The 17637-nt window shown below is 36.7% G+C and carries 20 protein-coding genes; 6 read left to right on the forward strand and 14 right to left on the reverse strand.

The annotated features are described in order from the left end of the window. Nucleotides 1–60: 60 nt before the first annotated feature. From AC3G7N_RS08970 to AC3G7N_RS08995, 6 genes are all read right to left on the reverse strand, one after another. A complete protein-coding gene (locus tag AC3G7N_RS08970; RefSeq protein ID WP_489421816.1) occupies nucleotides 61–540 on the reverse strand; it encodes a thioredoxin family protein in 480 nt (159 codons plus the stop codon). Between the two features lie 3 nt (nucleotides 541–543). Next, nucleotides 544–972: a disulfide oxidoreductase gene (locus AC3G7N_RS08975; protein ID WP_489421817.1), complete on the reverse strand. Its 429-nt coding sequence runs from the start codon at nucleotides 970–972 to the stop codon at nucleotides 544–546. 76 nt (nucleotides 973–1048) lie between these two features. Next, complete coding sequence (locus AC3G7N_RS08980; RefSeq protein ID WP_489421818.1) at nucleotides 1049–1693, reverse strand: response regulator; 645 nt, start codon at nucleotides 1691–1693, stop codon at nucleotides 1049–1051. A gap of 15 nt (nucleotides 1694–1708) precedes the next feature. Next, on the reverse strand, nucleotides 1709–2527 hold the full coding sequence (locus tag AC3G7N_RS08985) for a sensor histidine kinase (RefSeq protein ID WP_489421819.1): 819 nt from the start codon (nucleotides 2525–2527) through the stop codon (nucleotides 1709–1711). A 234-nt stretch (nucleotides 2528–2761) separates the two neighbouring features. Then, entirely contained in the window at nucleotides 2762–3532 is a 771-nt protein-coding gene (gene liaF, locus AC3G7N_RS08990; RefSeq protein ID WP_489421820.1) for a cell wall-active antibiotics response protein LiaF, read from the reverse strand. 85 nt (nucleotides 3533–3617) lie between these two features. Continuing rightward, complete coding sequence (locus AC3G7N_RS08995; protein WP_489421821.1) at nucleotides 3618–4259, reverse strand: phosphatase PAP2 family protein; 642 nt, start codon at nucleotides 4257–4259, stop codon at nucleotides 3618–3620. 105 nt (nucleotides 4260–4364) lie between these two features. Here AC3G7N_RS08995 and AC3G7N_RS09000 point away from each other — a divergent pair, with 105 nt between their 5' ends. Both AC3G7N_RS09000 and AC3G7N_RS09005 read left to right on the forward strand, forming a co-directional pair. Beyond that, on the forward strand, nucleotides 4365–4799 hold the full coding sequence (locus tag AC3G7N_RS09000) for a ferritin-like domain-containing protein (RefSeq protein ID WP_489421822.1): 435 nt from the start codon (nucleotides 4365–4367) through the stop codon (nucleotides 4797–4799). A gap of 145 nt (nucleotides 4800–4944) precedes the next feature. After that, complete coding sequence (locus tag AC3G7N_RS09005; protein WP_489421823.1) at nucleotides 4945–6114, forward strand: M20 family metallopeptidase; 1170 nt, start codon at nucleotides 4945–4947, stop codon at nucleotides 6112–6114. 206 nt (nucleotides 6115–6320) lie between these two features. Here the strand turns inward: AC3G7N_RS09005 and AC3G7N_RS09010 are convergent, their stop codons facing one another. Beyond that, on the reverse strand, nucleotides 6321–7526 hold the full coding sequence (locus AC3G7N_RS09010) for an ABC transporter permease (RefSeq protein ID WP_489421824.1): 1206 nt from the start codon (nucleotides 7524–7526) through the stop codon (nucleotides 6321–6323). Then, complete coding sequence (locus AC3G7N_RS09015; protein ID WP_489421825.1) at nucleotides 7519–8265, reverse strand: ABC transporter ATP-binding protein; 747 nt, start codon at nucleotides 8263–8265, stop codon at nucleotides 7519–7521. The genes AC3G7N_RS09010 and AC3G7N_RS09015 overlap by 8 nt, the downstream gene beginning before the upstream one ends. A 1040-nt stretch (nucleotides 8266–9305) precedes the next feature. Between AC3G7N_RS09015 and AC3G7N_RS09020 the strand changes: the two genes are divergently transcribed. The 3 genes from AC3G7N_RS09020 to AC3G7N_RS09030 all read left to right on the forward strand — a co-directional run bounded on the left by AC3G7N_RS09020 (nucleotide 9306) and on the right by AC3G7N_RS09030 (nucleotide 10878). Further along, nucleotides 9306–9731, forward strand: coding sequence for an HIT family protein (locus AC3G7N_RS09020; protein WP_489421826.1), 426 nt, complete (start codon nucleotides 9306–9308; stop codon nucleotides 9729–9731). Nucleotides 9732–9861: 130 nt separating this feature from the next. Continuing rightward, nucleotides 9862–10389, forward strand: coding sequence for a tryptophan transporter (locus tag AC3G7N_RS09025; RefSeq protein WP_489421827.1), 528 nt, complete (start codon nucleotides 9862–9864; stop codon nucleotides 10387–10389). 129 nt (nucleotides 10390–10518) lie between these two features. After that, entirely contained in the window at nucleotides 10519–10878 is a 360-nt protein-coding gene (locus AC3G7N_RS09030; RefSeq protein ID WP_489421828.1) for a YtxH domain-containing protein, read from the forward strand. Between the two features lie 335 nt (nucleotides 10879–11213). On the opposite strand, the gene AC3G7N_RS09035 is transcribed toward AC3G7N_RS09030, so the two are convergent. From AC3G7N_RS09035 to AC3G7N_RS09055, 5 genes are all read right to left on the reverse strand, one after another. Further along, nucleotides 11214–12137, reverse strand: coding sequence for a glycine betaine ABC transporter substrate-binding protein (locus AC3G7N_RS09035; protein ID WP_489421829.1), 924 nt, complete (start codon nucleotides 12135–12137; stop codon nucleotides 11214–11216). 40 nt (nucleotides 12138–12177) lie between these two features. Continuing rightward, complete coding sequence (locus AC3G7N_RS09040) at nucleotides 12178–13083, reverse strand: glycine betaine ABC transporter substrate-binding protein (protein ID WP_489421830.1); 906 nt, start codon at nucleotides 13081–13083, stop codon at nucleotides 12178–12180. A 176-nt stretch (nucleotides 13084–13259) separates the two neighbouring features. Further along, the gene (locus AC3G7N_RS09045; RefSeq protein WP_489421831.1) at nucleotides 13260–14159 is read right to left on the reverse strand and encodes a glycine betaine ABC transporter substrate-binding protein; all 900 of its coding nucleotides are present in this window, start codon (nucleotides 14157–14159) and stop codon (nucleotides 13260–13262) included. Nucleotides 14160–14234: 75 nt separating this feature from the next. After that, nucleotides 14235–15095, reverse strand: coding sequence for an ABC transporter permease (locus AC3G7N_RS09050; RefSeq protein WP_489421832.1), 861 nt, complete (start codon nucleotides 15093–15095; stop codon nucleotides 14235–14237). Then, complete coding sequence (locus AC3G7N_RS09055; protein WP_489421833.1) at nucleotides 15088–16287, reverse strand: quaternary amine ABC transporter ATP-binding protein; 1200 nt, start codon at nucleotides 16285–16287, stop codon at nucleotides 15088–15090. The genes AC3G7N_RS09050 and AC3G7N_RS09055 overlap by 8 nt, the downstream gene beginning before the upstream one ends. Nucleotides 16288–16623: 336 nt before the next feature. On the opposite strand from AC3G7N_RS09055, the gene AC3G7N_RS09060 reads away from it, so the two are divergent. Beyond that, entirely contained in the window at nucleotides 16624–17094 is a 471-nt protein-coding gene (locus AC3G7N_RS09060; protein ID WP_489421834.1) for a GbsR/MarR family transcriptional regulator, read from the forward strand. A gap of 154 nt (nucleotides 17095–17248) precedes the next feature. On the opposite strand, the gene AC3G7N_RS09065 is transcribed toward AC3G7N_RS09060, so the two are convergent. After that, entirely contained in the window at nucleotides 17249–17605 is a 357-nt protein-coding gene (locus tag AC3G7N_RS09065) for a DUF1878 family protein (protein WP_489421835.1), read from the reverse strand. Nucleotides 17606–17637: the final 32 nt, after the last annotated feature.

A 17637-nucleotide genomic window follows, 5' to 3' on the forward strand; every position in this document is an offset into this window, starting at 1 on the left:
CGATGATCGGAACCATTTTTAAGTTATTTTTGGCTAGTTATGTCCCAGCCTCTTTCACTTTTATTCTACAGCATACTTTTCAAGAAATGTGCTCCATGCTTCTTCTGAACGTTCCCCGCTTAAACGCGCAACTTCTTTTCCATCTTCATAATGAATTAACGTTGGTGTTCCTTCAATCCCAAACGTATTCCAGCCATCTTCAAACTCCAATAAATTCAGTTTTTTCATATCAACGCCAAGTTCTTCTGTTAATGGAACCAGGACTGGTGTTGTTCGTTGACAATGCACACATGTTGGACTATAAAAATATACCGTTACCGGATCACCACTTTCAATTTGTGATTCCAGTTCATCAGGTAAAATTTGATTTTGATAGTTTGGGTCGTCTAACTGCTCAATTGTTGCTTGATTTAAATTGCTTTTTCCATATGGATTATTACTATCGTCAATTGCTTGATTATTTTTATATTGAATAACAAAATATAGTGCAGCAAACAGTACGACAAGAACTACTATAAAAATAAGCATCTTTTTTTTCATCGGTTACTTCCTCCTACGTTGTTTTAATAAAATAATATGAAGTACAAAAATAACTATAAAAGCTACCCCCGCTAAAAATGGAATTGTGATAAACCCAAAATAATTTATGTACGCGGTGTTACACGGAATTATTCCGCAAGATCCAGTTGCTTCATGAAAAACTGGTAGCTTCTGAATTAAATAATGATACATGGAAACAAACATTCCTATTCCACTTAAAAATAGACCAGGAAAAGCCATTGACATATCCTTTTTAATCATCGCCACACCATAAATAATTACGAGTGGATACATTAATATACGTTGATACCAGCATAATTCACAAGGAACATATCCCATTACCTCAGAAAAAAACAGACTTCCTAGTAATGCAATTAAGCTTAAAGCCCATATAAGAAATACAAGTGATTCCTCTTTTTTAGAATAGTTCATCCAGTTATTCTCCTTAGTTAAAGATTCATAAACATTATACAAGTCCTTTTTGAAAAAAACAAAAAAGAGGACTGTTTTACTCCTCTTTTTCAAATGTAATTAAGTTATTTCTGTGAACATAAACTGCTGCTTGGGTCCGATCATGCACGCCCAATTTCCCAAGAACATTACTTACATGCGTTTTTACCGTTTTAATGCCAATATATAATTGTTCGCTTATTTCCTGATTTGTCATCCCGTTGCCTATGCAAATCAGCACCTCTAATTCTCTTTCAGTTAATGCGTCATGTGCCTTATGGGAATTAGACCGAAATGTGGACATCATCTTCCCTGCCACCTTAGGCTCAATTACATTTTCACCTTCTGCAGCTTTTTTAATTGCGGATACAATTTCACTGGCGGACGAAGTTTTTAAAATATAACTGAATGCACCAGCTTCTATTGCAGGAAAAACCTGTTTATCATCATAAAAACTTGTAAGTATGATGACTTTTGTGTCGATTTTTTTAGTGGTAATAGTACGTGTAGCATCAATCCCACTGCCATCTTCCATCATTAAGTCCATTAGCACAACATCGGGGTTTTCTTTTATCACCAATGCTGCCCCGTCACTTCCGTTTGCAGCTTGCCCGATAACCTCAATCGTATCATCAGTTTGCAAATAGGAAACAATACCTTTTCGAACGACATCATGATCATCCACTACGACAACTCGTATCATTGCATTCCCTCCTTTTTAACACGGGATCCGTATATCAATATAAGTACCTTCCCCTGGAATCGAACGAATTGTAAATGTTCCACCTAATTCTTCGCTTCGTTCCTTCATGGTTTTCAGACCATAAGATGTTTTCCGGTTTGAATCTTCTCCAACATCAAATCCTCGCCCATTATCCGCTATATGTATAAATAATTCGTTTGATCGCATCAAAAGCTTAAGCTTCACTTCATTTGCTTCGGCATGTCGCAAGATATTCGATAATGATTCCTGGATTATCCGAAAAACATGTTCTTCTGTTGTTTCCGGTAGTTTAATAGCTTCGTCAATTTCCAATTTGAAAGTTAGTGCACTCTTCTGTTTAAGTTCTTCTATTAATTTTTTGAGACCAATTGGTAACGGGTCTCCAGATAAATGGACTGGACGTAGATGCAATAATAAAGCGCGCATTTCTGTTTGTGCTTGTAATGCACTAACTGCAACATCTTCAAGCTGCTCCTTGGCCATTGCAGGGTTTTTATCGATTTGCTTAAGTGAGGCTTCTGCCATCATAGTAACTCCAAACAATTGTTGACTGACAGAATCATGCAAATCCCTTGCTAGACGTTGCCTTTCTTCTATTACCGCTGCTTTATGTGCGGATTTTGCAAGGTCTGCTTTCGCGTCAGCCATACGTTGCAATGATTTTACTTGATCTTGCATTTTTTTTCCTAGTTCATTGAGTTCATTGCCAATCCTAGAAATTTCATCATCTTCATTAAAATATAAACGCGATTGATAGTTTCCGTTTGAAAACTGCGTGATTAATACAGAAAAGTAATCTAATCTTTCTTTCATATCTCCACTCGATTTGAATCCCACATATAAAGAGAGCACTAAAGCTAGCACCACATAGGTTATAATAAACAAAAAAATACTTTCAGCTGTTAGCCATAATGGTTTAAACAAAACGTATACAGATAATAGAAATGATAATAGAATAACTGTAGTCAGAAACAATCCATATAGATGAGAACGAATATAACTAAATCGTATACTATTCAGTCGCTTATATATGATTCATCACCTCCATTATACTTTATCTACGCGCACGGATCCTGCTTTTAATTTCAATGTAATCATTAACTTCCGTGTTGCTTCTTGATAATCATCTGTTTCATAATATACTTTTCTGTTTATGCCTTCTGACGTTTGTCCCATGACATTAATTTCACCAGCCTTAACAGAGGCGTCGATGCGACATGCAACGTTTTCTGGCATGAGAATTTGAATATCACCAGCCCAGCTGTTAATCATAATTGGGATTTCTTTTTCTGGAATAAATGCCTTGGAAAAATCAATGAAATAATCACCAGCTGCGTTGTATAAATCCATTGGCTCAACCTTCCAATTTGGATCTTTAAATTGATGATCACCCACTGAAAAGCGATTACCCTTCTTCTTTGTTTCGAATGAAAGATCTTTTTGGTCATCTGTATCGATTACAAATTTAAAATTTTTCTTGCGCTTTGGCTTTCCAATGATACTAAACCCAATGTAAATGATTAATAATGGCCATAATTTAAAGATGTCATCAAAGTTGAAATAAATGATTTGCAGCTCCCCTAAAACTAACAGGATACCAAAAACGAATAAAAATGAGCCGAATATCCAGCTACCACCAGAATTTCGCAAGTCATCCATAAACCACTTAAATCCAAAGATGATAAATAAAATAGAGTATGTGTATGGCCAAATTCCATTTATATCCATATCGATTACATCAAGGTTCTGTAAAACTAGTAATAAACCTATCACTATTATACTAATAGCGATTAATGAACGTATAAATCGATTATTCATTTTCATCGCCCCTTTTCTCAATATATCTAGCTTATCGCATGGAGTAATCTTTCATAACGACCTACAGAACGTTTCTGTCTCCGCCTTAAGACGGAGTTCGATGCTTTTGTACGTATTCAAAAACATATGACCATAATAAAATAAATAAAAAGCCAAATACAAACCCTGCCAATACATCAGTAAGGTAGTGTACGCTTATGATATAACGACTAAATCCAATTAAAAAGATTAAAATCGCTACACCTATTTGGGTAGTAAGTACAGCCTTTTTTGATTTAATTTTTTTACTTAAAAAATAGACGAGTAATCCATAACAAACCATCGAAATCATGGCATGGCCAGATGGGAAGCTAAATCCCTCTGCTTCTGCAGCAGCAAATATACGCGGTCGATCTCGTTCAACTAATATTTTAATTAAAACATTTATGCCATAACTAAATAATGTACCACCTGCAAACATGAGCCCAACAAACCAATCACGAAAAATGCACCATAAAACAAAACCCATGATGATAGTAAAGGGAGTTAAAAAGGTTCCGGATCCGAGTTCAGTTATCAAGCGGAATAGGAAGTATACATTCGAATCTGCCATTGCTTCTACAAACTCTCTTGTCCATTGATCCACTAAAGGAATAGTACCTTGCATGATCTTTATCGCCCATAATACAGAAGTGAATAAAACAAAGGCTAGTAGAAAAATATATAAATAAGAGCTTTTTTTTCTCACAGAATTTACCTCCCTGTAACAATAATACCCTAAAAAAAAGTTTAAAAAAACTTGTTTTGGGAAATAGTTATGTAGGCGTATACAAATGAAAGGCTGGGATATAACATGGAGAAAGAACTACAAGAATTAATTGATGGATTAAATGAAGATTTAGCAGGTGAATATGGTGCTGCAATTCAATACACGTACAGTGCGTCAGTAGTTTCTGGATTATACAGTTCCGCACTTAAACCCTTTTTTGAAGGTGAAATAACTGACGAATTGGGACATGCATTATACCTATCAGAAAAAATCAAAACATTGGGTGGAACACCTACTACAAAATCCGCAGACATACCGCAGCCCACTGAAGTTAAGGATTTATTAGCAGCATCATTACAATCAGAAAAAGATACGATTGATCGCTATGAAATACGTAAGAAGCAAGCAGAGAAATTGAACCTTACTGAGCTTGTCGTGAAAATTGAAGACATGATTGCAGATGAAACCCATCATAAGGAAGAAATAGAACGATTACTACAAGACCCTCGATTAACATAAACATATGTTTTAAAAGAGCATCCATCCCGATGCTCTTTTTTAGTTTAAATTTATTAGCATCAATTTCGAATTTTTAAACTTAATAGTAAAAACATGATAGACTTAAACAAATCAATTATCAAATTACTTTTTAGGAGGTTATTACATGCGTAAAGAGGTTCATCAGCAAATTGACCAGCTCTACCAAGAAATGGTTGATATACGAAGGTACTTACACCAACATCCAGAGCTTTCGTTTAAAGAAGAAAAAACAGCAAAATACATTGCTGATTTCTACGAGAACTTAGGTATTTCCTATCAGACAAAGGTAGGCGGAAATGGGGTGATTGCCACACTTAAAGGGGGTAAGCCAGGTAAAACTGTTGCATTACGTGCTGACTTTGATGCACTTCCGATCCAAGATGAAAAAGATGTTCCTTATAAATCAAAAGTTGATGGTGTGATGCATGCTTGTGGGCACGACGGCCACACAGCAACATTATTGTCACTCGCAAAAGCATTACTAGCTTTTCAAGATAAATTACCGGGAACAGTCATTTTCTTACATCAGCACGCAGAAGAATACGCCCCAGGTGGCGCAAAGCCTATTATTGAATCTGGCGCACTAGATCATGTTGATGCTGTTTTTGGAACACATTTATGGGCTACAACTCCGCTCGGTGTCATGCAGACGTCCAAAGACGTTTTTATGGCTGGAGCAGATCGATTTGACATAACCATTCAAGGCAAGGGTGGTCATGGTGGATACCCACACGAAACAAAAGATGCAATTGTTATCGGCGCCGAAGTAATCACACAACTGCAACAAATAATTAGCAGACGCATTGACCCGCTCCAAACAGCCGTATTGACCATTGGAATATTTGAAGCTGGTAATGCCTTTAACATTATTGCTGACAAAGCAAAATTAGTAGGAACAATGCGTTATCTCGATCCACGCATACAAGATCAAGTTATCGAAGAAATGGAACGAATTATCAAGGGTATTTGTGTAGCAAACGGCGCAACGTATACACTAAATTATATAAAAGGCTATCCACCGTTGGTAAATCACGCAGAAGAAGCTGAACTTGTATTGCTTGCAAGTAAACAAGTACCAGAAATAACAATACGAGAGGAAGTTGTTCCTGTAATGGGTGGCGAGGACTTTGGCTATTATTTACTAGAGAAACCCGGAACTTACTTTTTTACCGGCGCACAAAAGGAAGGGAACGACTATCCGCATCATCATCCAAAATTCGATATTGATGAACGCGCACTTCCTATCGCTGCCAAAACATTATTCGAAGCATATTTAGCCTATCAGGAAAAATAACAAAACGAAAACATCCCCACAGATTAATTCTGCAGGGATGTTTTCGTTTATAGAGGATGTTCAAAAAGTCACCAAATGATAAACGACGAATTTCTTCGTTGGCTTGTTTTTCCGGTTCTCATGTAGGAATAGCCTACATTCCGATCCTCAAAACTACGCCGCCTCGAACTTCTTGTTTCTAATTTGCCGACTTTTTGAACACACACTTATACTAATTTTTTCTTCACATAACCATTAATGAACAAGTAATTAAAAATAAATCCTCCAACTAATGTAATTCCTGCCCCTACGAATTCCTGCAATGGCAAAAATACGATAGCAAATAGTATGGTCTGAATCAAACCCAGTTGAAATAACCACTTGAGTACCGCATGTTTCCGCCATTTAGGGTCAACAGGATACAGATCTAGCCAAATAATAGTTCGGTGTTGATGATATAATGTCATCATCTGAAAACTGCTCATGTAAAGAAATAATAATCCAAATAGCACCTTCATCCAAACTTGAGGAACAAAATATATGAAAAGTCCACCAATAACGATTAAACGCACATACATACCTAGATAATCACCACTACGCACGAACGTAATTCGATATAAATAGTTAAACGTGTGTTTATTCTGAAATGGAACCCTGCTTACAATTGAAGTCAGCCATTCCCGTTTTTTCACTTTGCTTTTTAAATGTGGAACATCTGTCGCCATATTTGCAATCCGATAAAACGTCTGCATCCGATTACGGTCTTTTTGTACAAGTAAATCCCATACAACACCAGCTTCTTTCCGTGAAATAGTATAATCATACAAAAACACGGCAATGTATAAAGCTGTTGTAACTGCCGTTAAAATCAAGTCACCAAGAACTAGAAAATAGAATACGGCTATGGTTAAAAGTGTACGTGTTATCAGATCGGTTTGTCGAATACCTGGAGCCCTAAATTTTAACATCCACCAATTCGCTAATAAATTCCACACTTTAAAAACAAGCATTACAAGAACTGTCAATAAATAACTATCACGATCAGGATAAGCTGCCGAATACAACGGTGCTAATGCAGCTGCGACGATTAACAGCAAATATAATTGTATGACAAAGCTGTAAAGTAATGCATTGCGGAAATAAGCGTTCATTTTACTTTCTGCAGCTAATAAGAAAACCAAATCAGGTTCTTTCAATAGTGTTCGAACAGGACTATAGCTTGCTGCTAATCCAAAGGCTATCCCAACAACCCAATCTGTAGGAAAATCAGCAGGAAGATCAGCTATCCATTGTTGGTAATATACCGCTATAGCAGATATGAAAAAAAGCATCGCCACGGCTGTATGCCCATTAAAAATATAACGCAGGTAGCGGCTTGTCTCCTTTAAATGTTCAGAAAAACGATTTTTAAAAAATGCATGCGAATCAAACATGGCTATCTTCTTCCTTAGTCAGTTGTACATATAAGTCATCTAATGTAGCATTCGGCATACCAAAGTCTGCACGAAGCGCTTCAAGTGTCCCAATTGCTCTTACTTTTCCATCATGTAAAATCACAAAACGATCACAATAACGCTCAGCTGTAGCAAGAATATGTGTGGACATCAATACCCCTGAGCCATTTGACTTCATTTCGTTCATTAATTGCAGGTACGACTGAATTCCTAATGGGTCCAATCCCACAAATGGTTCATCCACTATATATAATGGTGGTTCAATTAAAAAGGCACACATAATCATTACCTTTTGGCGCATCCCTTTTGAAAAATGCACTGGAAACCACTTTAACTTTTTCTCCATGCGAAATTCCTTCAGCAAAGGTGGTAACCGTTTTTCAAAAACGTCTTCTTCAATATCATAGGCCATCGCTGTCAGCTTTAAGTGTTCATATAATGTAAGTTCATCGTATAAAATAGGCATTTCGGGTATGTAAGCCATCTGTTTCCGGTATGTTTCTGGATTTTCATTAAATGTCTTACCATTAATTGATACAGACCCTTTTTTAGCATGCATCAATCCGATAATATGCTTAATTGTTGTACTCTTACCAGCACCGTTCAAGCCAATTAAACCGACAATTTCTTTTGGCTTAACATCGAGCGAAATACCATGAAGTACATTTTTATGTGTGTATCCCCCGTGTAAATCTTTAATATGCAACAATGGATTCATCGAATTTCCTCCTATATTTCCTCACCTAAGAAAAACTTGGTTGTTACCAAGTCCTTCTCAAGAATAATAAGTATTTGCCGCAGAGGAAACAATACTCCATACTCGCTTTCCGCGGGCAATCCGCGAGGAGTCTCGCATCGTTTCCTCTGCTGGATAGTTTTTTCATCTTGTTTCAAAACCAAGTCATCCAATTCTTGTTTGATCAACAGTAGACAATAAACGACAGGTCGATCAATTTAAATTTCGTTAAGGGGGGAGGAGAAACTGCGAGACTCCTGCGGAAAAACGAGCGAACCGAGACCCCGCAGCGTGGGTTTGAAGTGACCCCCTTTTTCTGTTATAAGCGACTGGCGAAGTTTCTTATACTGGCGTTTCCTTATAACTTTATACTTTCCCTCGTCTAAATAAATTTTACCATTGATCACCTTTAAAACCAAAACAAACTATACTTTAAATTTCTACAAAATAATATGTATAGAATTATCGATTTTGTTCAAAATAACTCTTGTAGTCATGAGGATGGTCACTACAAAAAATTTCGTATCAAATACTAAATGAGGTGTATGTGATCGAACATTTAATGTAAACCCATTTTTATTCGATTAAATACTAAATGAGGTGTATGTGATCGCACATTCAATGTAATCCCATTTTGTTATTCGATTAAATAGTAAATGAGGTGTATGTGAAAGGACATCTAATGAAAACCCATTTTGTTATATGTAATTCGTGGTCAGAAATACAAACAAAACGGTTTTTGTAAGTTAGTTAACCTGAACGACCATCATGCTAACTAATTACAAAAGTCCCCAATTTAGATGAACACCCATCCTCAGGCTGCTTAAAAACAGGCTAGTCCAAAAGTACAGCGGTGTACTTGCGGGCTATGCCTGTTATTATTTTTCTCAGAAAAGATATAAGGTTTTAATCCAATTTTCCGGGAAAATAGGTGTAAAACAGTGTAAAGTTACGGTTTTGTCTTTACATTCATGTCCATTCCTTTATACAATAGATAAAAATACACGTAGGAGTGATAGTGGATGAGTCATGAAGATTGTATTTTCTGTAAAATTATCGATGGTGAGATTCCATCAGCCAAAGTTTATGAAGATGAGTATGTTTATGCCTTTTTAGACATAAGTCAGGTTACAAAAGGACACACACTGATTATCCCAAAAACACATACAAAAAATATATACGAAACATCTGAGGATATTGCACGTGAATTTTTTGCTCGGGTTCCAAAGGTCGCAAATGCAATAAAATCCACTTACAATCCAATCGGTATGAACCTATTAAATAACAATGAAAAACCAGCCGATCAATCCGTATTTCATTTACATATTCATCTTATACCAAGATACGGTGAAAATGATGGCTACTCTTCTAATTGGAAAACACATATAGATGACTATACTAGTGAGAAATTGAAGACAATCGCGGAAGAAATTAGTTCATCTATATAAACGGTATTTTAATGCTTTTTAATTCGCAAAGCATTTGTTATACTTGCATTACGTTTCTGCAGCTGACAACGAGTGTACAGGTGGGGAACTAAAATAAAAGTAGCTTAGCTGAGAAGAGGAGAGTTTAGAAATGAATACAAGAGTTCTTATTATTTTATCCTTACTTGTAGGGATAGGAGCAGTTCTACACACAGTAGTACCGGCAATATTATTCGGAATGAAACCAGATATGTTGTTGTCTATGATGTTCCTAGGAATTATGCTATTTCCAAAATTGAAATATGTTGTATTACTATCCATTGTAACTGCAATAATTTCAGCATTAACAACACTTGCTCCTGGGGGGCAAATTGCCAACCTTATTGACAAACCAATTACAGCACTACTATTTTTCGGACTGTTTTTGCTTGTTAAAGATAAGGTCAATGTCAAGATTAGTGCACCAACATTAACAGCTATAGGAACAATAATAAGTGGAAGCATATTTTTATTTTCAGCACTATATATTGTAGGTCTTATGGATGGTGTATTTACAGCATTATTCTTAACAATCGTACTGCCAACTGCTGCTGTAAACACGATTGTGATGATTGTTGTTTACCCTGTTGTACAAAAAATCATGCAACGATCTCAACCAATAACACTTTCAAATATATAAATAACAAAAATATCCACTGGCACATTACGTCAGTGGATATTTTTACACTCAAAGTATTCGAGAAATAGGTTTAATTGTAGTACAATAGAAGGAAAGATATAGTATGGATTTGAAAGGAGCGAACTTCATATGGTAAAAGGCAAATCATTATTATTCGGTTTTGTTATTGGTGGGGTTGTTACTGCAACAGCAACATTATTAAGCGCACCATCATCTGGAAGGGATCTGCGTTTCCGTGCAAAAGAACAAGGTGTAGAATGGAAAGATATGATTAGCAATTTAAAATTTGACGGAATGCGTTTAAAACAACAAATTACTGAAACCTCAAAAGAAGGTGCAGCATTAATTAAAGATTTAACACAAGAAATGAAAAAGTCTGTTCAAGATTGGCAACAAACTGTTGAGCCACATCAAGAAAACATCCATAAATACCTAGAGCAAATTGAATCAAGTTTGAAAGATCTAGAAGAGAAAGTTAAAAACCAATAATTTTAAAAATAAAGAAAGACTTCCTTAAATAAATTGTGCTGAGGAAGTCTTTCTTTATTTAAGGCTCTTCTCGTAGTTTTGTTGCTCGCTCTTTCGAAAAGCGGAGGCGCTAGGAGCCACAGCTAGACATAGCAAAGAATGTTCACTGTGGAGGTCTCATCGTCTTCGCTTTTACCGCTTGGGTCTACGTGTGTTTCCCTCGCTAGCATGGCGTTTGATTGAAGCGTTGCCCGCTGAAAGCAACTGCCCGAAGCAGAATCGGGCGTTGCCGCAATATTGTAGTTTATTGATTTCGTGGCAAAAACAACAATCTTGTAGAAATCGGCCTAAATTAATTACTCAGCCGATTTTAAATCTTCTATCGAGTCAATATCCATATATTTTGGTACAGCTAATCCAATCTTAGCACCCTTTAGGTTTTCACCCAAATCATCAAATTGATCTTCAAATTTATCATAAAACTCTTTATGTGTAACAGGCATCCAAGCAGCTAGTGTAGCATCTCCATCGCCTTCAGCAACAGCTTTAAAAACAACTGCGACATCAACAGGAGTAATTGTCACTTCAAAACCTTTTGATTTTAGAACTTCTGCAACTACATTTGCAGAGGAACGCTCGGAATCCCATGGTGTAGATACTAATTCAATATCAACACCATCCACATTTTCAACACCTTTTGTCCACTCTGAAACAACATCTGGGTGTTCATCAACCCAGTTTTTTGCTACGGTAGCAATGTCTTCGCCAGTTTTTGTAGATTCTAGCATGATACCTTCCATATCTTCTACTTCCCAGTGAAATTGGTCTAATAACTTATATGCATTAGGCTTATCTTCTTTTAACCCTTTTCGAGCTAGTGTTTTTATCAATTCTGTTTCACCATAAACACCTTTTGGATCTTTAAGATATTTTAAGTTTTCATATTTCGCGAACATCCAATGTGGATTCCAACCAGTTATAACGATTGGTTCTTCCTTTTGAATTGCTTCTTCAAGTCTTGTCATCATCGCTGCGGTTGAAGATTGTTCAAGAGACCAGCCTTTTAAACTTTCATATTCCTCAATCGCCTTTTCAGTTGTGACTGTGATTCCTGCTCCAGGTTCAATACCTGTAATCATGTGTTCGACTGCTTCACTATAGCCCTCTTCACTATCACTTTTCTTAGTTGTATTCCCTTCATCTGATCCACACCCTGCTACTATTAGAACTAACATTAGTCCTGCCAATAGGATGACATTTTTATAAAAGCTCTTTTTCATACACAAAACATCCTTTCTAATTCAACTGCTATTATCCTTTTTACTCAGCTGGTTTTAAATCTTCTATTGAGTCAATCTCCATATATTTTGGAACTACTAATCCGATTTTAGCACCTTCTAAGTTTGCACCTAAATCAACAAAGTTACCCTCATACTTATCATAAAAATCTTTCGTTGTAATTGGCATCCAGACCGCAACAGTAGCATCTGCATCTCCGTTTGCTACTGCTTTATACATTACAGCTACATCAACTGGTGTGATTGTAACTTCGAAGCCCTTTTGTGACATAACCTTAGCTACTGCATTTGTAGCAGAAAGTTCAGACCCCCATTGGGTGGTCACTAATTCAATTTCCACACCATCGACATCTTTAACGCCTTCTGTCCATTCTGAAGCAACATCGGGATGTTCTTCTACCCATTTTTTAGCAACAACGGCTATATCTTTCCCACTTTTCTTCGCTTCTAACATAATGCCTTCCATATCTTCTACTTCCCATTGGAATTGGTCTAATATTTTATATGCATTAGGTTTATCCTCTTTTAATCCTTTACGTGCCAATGTTTTAATTACTTCTGTTTCTCCATAGACACCTTTAGGATCCTTGAGGTATTTTAAGTTATCATATTTCGCAAACATCCAATGTGGGTTCCAACCAGTTACAATGATAGGTTCTTCCTTTTCAATTGCCTCATCAAGTTGTGTCATCATTGCTGGAGTAGACGATTGATCGAGCTTCCAACCTTCTAAACTATCATATTCTTCAACTGCCTTTTCAGTAGTGACTGTGATCCCTGCTCCAGGTTCTATTCCAGTTATAATATGCTCAACTGCCTCACTATAACTTTCCTCATTATTTGCATTTGAATCAGCTTTATCCGAACCACAACCTGCTACCGTTAACACTACCATAAGGCCTGTCAATAACAAAAAAATTTTTTTCATACGCAAACACTCCCTCCCTCAGGCATTCACCCTTCTCTTTAACGGCGAATACCGAAGATTATCTTATATTGAATTCTTTAGAAACATTAACTTTGTTCAAGTGAAAATAAAAGACTGACACATTTACTGTATCAGCCTCTTATTATAAATTGTATTATTTAATCGGTTATTAAATCTTATTCAATACCTTTAGTCCACTCAGCAACTTTATCTGGATTTTCTTCAACCCATGTAGCTGCAGCTTCTTCAGCATCTGCACCATCTTGGATTGCAAGCATTACACTTTCAATATCAGCTGGTTCCCACTGGAACTGGTCTAGTATCTTATAAGCTTTTGGCATATCTTCTTCTAGGCCTTTACGAACCATTGTTTTAATTTCTTCCGCTTCTCCAAAAACGCCTTTAGGATCTTCTAAATATTTTAAATCGTATTTCTGGAATTTCCAGTGCGGAGACCAACCAGTAACAACGATGTCTTCTTCTGCTTCAATGGCTTCCCCTAATGCAGTAGCCATTGCACCACTAGAAGATGTTTGCACTTCCCAGTCGCTAAGGTTTTCGTATTCTTCAACAGCAGATTCTGCCGCTGCTACTACACCTGCACCTGGTTCAATTCCAGTAATCGTGCTTTCTGCCTGTGCATCTAAGTCTGCTATTGAATTAACATCCATATATTCCGGTACTACTAATCCAATCGCTGCCCCTTCTAGATTTGCACCTAAGTCAACTAGCTGATCTTTATATTCAGAATAAAGATCTCCATGTGTACCTGGTAACCATGCAGCTACCATACCATCTGTTTCAGCAGTAGCTACCGATTCCCACATTACTGCATTATCAAGTGGTGTTACTGTAACATCAAATCCTTGTTCTTCTAAAACTGTAGCGATAACATTTGTTGACGCGACTTCAGTATCCCATTCAACATATGATAATTCAATTTCTTTTGACGCTTCTGCATTACCATCCGATGACCCCTCATCTGATGAACCTTCATCAGAACTACAACCTGCAGCTACTAATGATAATGAAAGTCCAGCAGCAATGCCGACTTTTTTCCAGTTAAGTTTAAACATAACTATAAATCTCCCCTTTTTCTAAAGTTTTATCTATATGGAAAACTTTTCATTATGAAAAGATGCCAATATTTATTAAGCTTTCTTACCTTTCGAATTCACGTTTTGTGTGAAACGATCGATAATAATCGCAAGTATTACTATCCCTACACCTGCTACGAAGCCAGTTCCGACTTGCGCACGCTGTAGTGCAGAAAGAACTTCCCTGCCAAGGCCTGGTGCACCAATCATAGATGCAATAACAACCATGGATAGAGCAAGCATAACCGTTTGATTAATTCCAGCCATAATCGTCGCTTTAGCCATCGGTAGTTCCACCTTAAACAACTTTTGTGAACCCGTGCTACCAAATGCCTCTGAAGCTTCGACAAGTTCTTTAGAAACCTGTCTAATCCCCAAGTTAGTGAAGCGAACTGTTGGCGGTGTCGCGAAAATTAACGATGCAAATACACCTGGTACCATACCGATTCCAAAGAATGCTACTGCTGGGATCAAATAAACAAAGGCAGGCATCGTTTGCATAAAATCAAGTATCGGAGTAATGATTGCCTCTGCTGTTTTACTTTTGGACATCAATATACCAAATGGAACTCCAATAATGACGGATAAGATACTAGATATCAGAACTAATGTAAAAGTATTCATCAAATGTTCCCATAATCCTTGATTATAAATTAACCAAAGGCCTACTAGTGAAAATGCTGCCAAACCAAATTTTTTACCAGTTATAAAGAATGCTAATAATGCAACGATAATCATAATAATGACCGGCGGTATAGCATATAAAGATTCAGAAACAAATTCCATAAATATATCAAAATTATCTTCTATTGGAGTAAATATAAATGAAAACGTTTCTGTCAACCATTCAGTAAATAAGGCAGTCCAGTCCGCAATTGGTATTTCTGGAGCAAAATCTATCATTTTATCAAGCATGATCTAAATTCACCTCACCATCACCAGCAAGGGCCGCGATTAAGGCACCACGCACAATAATTCCAACTAACTTTTCCCCATCTATTACTGCTACGGGAATTGGCGAATCATGAATAATGTTGAAAATATCATTTAATGCTGTATCTTTTTCTACTTTAGGTATATCCGTACGTAAAATTTCCTTGATATCACGTACATCCTTTTGTCTAGCCTCTGAAGCATCATCCGCCGTAACATAACCTTGTAGATTACGTTTACCATCCACAACAATAATGCTGGACAATCCTTCTTCTCGCATTCTTTCAAGTGCAACACGCGGCCCATGCTTTTCTACATTTATTGTCTCAGGTCGTTTCATAATCTGTTGCGCAGTTAATACCTTCGAACGATCGACATCTTCCACAAATCGTTCTACATAATCGTTTGCTGGATTAACTAAAATTTCTTCTGGTGTACCAATTTGCACAATCGATCCATCTTTCATTAAGGCAATTCTATCTCCTAATCGTAAGGCCTCATCTAAATCATGCGTAATAAATATAATAGTCTTCTTCATGCTAGCTTGAAGATCTACCAATTCATCCTGCATTTCCTTACGAATTAATGGGTCAAGAGCTGAAAAGGCTTCATCCATTAGTAACACTTCTGGATTATTTGCGAGTGCCCGTGCTAACCCGACACGTTGCTGCATACCACCAGATAATTGATCTGGAGTTTGATGAATGTAACCACCAAGACCAACCATTTCTAATGATTCCTGTGCCTTTTTCTTTCTTTCTTCTTTGGGCATCTTTTGAATTTCTAAACCATACTCTGTGTTTTCTAGGATTGTTCGATGAGGGAATAATGCAAATCGCTGGAAAACCATGCTCATTTTTTCTCTACGAGTATTTCGCAGTTCTTTTTTATTCATGGTAGAAAGATCATCTCCATCAATCAGAACACTACCTTCTGTTGGTTCAATCAAACGGTTTAACAAACGTACTAGTGTTGATTTCCCACTTCCTGACAATCCCATTATGACAAATATTTCTCCGGCTTCAACTGAAAATGTTGCACGGTTTACCCCAACCGTATTTCCAGTTTCTTTTAAAATATCATCCTTAGATGTTCCCTTATCCAGCAGGTTTAGTGCCTGCTTAGGGTTTTTGCCGAACACTTTTGACAAATCATTTACTTCAATGACCGGCACACCGTTCACCTCTACTTTTCTTTGTTCCTTTTACGCTAGCGTCTAAGTATTTAGTCGTAATGCTTTAGAATTAGAAATAAAGCAAATAAACAGACGTTAACTCCGAACAGCTTTTTTTCCACTTCCCCACTATATAACGTAAAGCCCATACATTTCAAACATTATATACTAACAGTTTTGTATAAAATGTTTGTACAGATTGAACTGTACACAATTGACGAGAGTGTATCTCCTATTTACTTATGAATGCTTTCATTTCCTATTGTACTTATGATTTTCAAAAAAAAACCTTTTGTTGTAACCTTTATTTAGAAAGCCTTTTAGGAGGATTTTACGATGGAACAAACAAACGACCAACTTACAAATAAAATTGTAGCTGAATTTGCAAAAACGATTAAACTATTCGATTTAACTCCGCTGGAGGCGAGACTATTTGCCTACTTATACTTAATAGATAATCCGATGACACTAGATGAAATGAGTGAAGCAATCGGTAAAAGCAAAACATCAATGAGTACGAGTATTAGGAGCTTACTAGAATTAAATCTCGTTACACGGGTATGGAAGAAAGGCGTTCGTAAAGACTTATATGAGGCCAACTCACAGTTGTTTAAAACATTTATGAATTCTTATATTAATAAATGGATCGATGCAGCTAACCATCAAAGAGGCACTTTAGCGGAGATTCAAAAAAGTTTAGATACATCAACTGATGGCGATCTCCTGTTCATTTATCGTCGTCTAGCAACTATTATGGAGTTCCACAAAAATATAGAGACCTTTTTTCGTGACATGAAACAAGAATGATTAAAAACAAGGAAAGAAAGTATAAGTTCTGGCGTTTATCTGTCTAGCGCAAGCGCCTAGCCCCTAGAGGTTTTAAGACGAATCCCTTAGTGATATATACATACACTAAGGGATTCGTCTTAAACTTGTCGAGTCTGACCCAGGCGCTTGCTTTTTAGTTACCTTTTATCGCAATACCCCGTCTTAACAACGTTATAAATTCCTTTGTTAATTGAGGAAAATAGCCCTCTCGCTCTAATGCATAAATGGTTTCGTTTGGCTCCAGTTTTTCGTTCAACATTCCTGCAAAATGAATCAATAAAGATGTAAAATCTAAAAATCCTTCCCCCTTTTGCAATTGGTATTTACTTTCCAACATTTGCAGCAGCTGAAATAGCTCGCTATATTCTTCTTCTGTTATATTTTTTTCTATGACTAACTTGACTAACGGGTATTGATTAACGTCAATTAGCCTTGATAGTAATTGAACGTGAAAGGACATCATTGTATTTTTATCACCATTATGATTCAAGCCTATCCCCTCCTTATTTCCCACTAAAAAAA

The sequence above is a fragment of the Virgibacillus carmonensis genome (assembly GCF_057836705.1).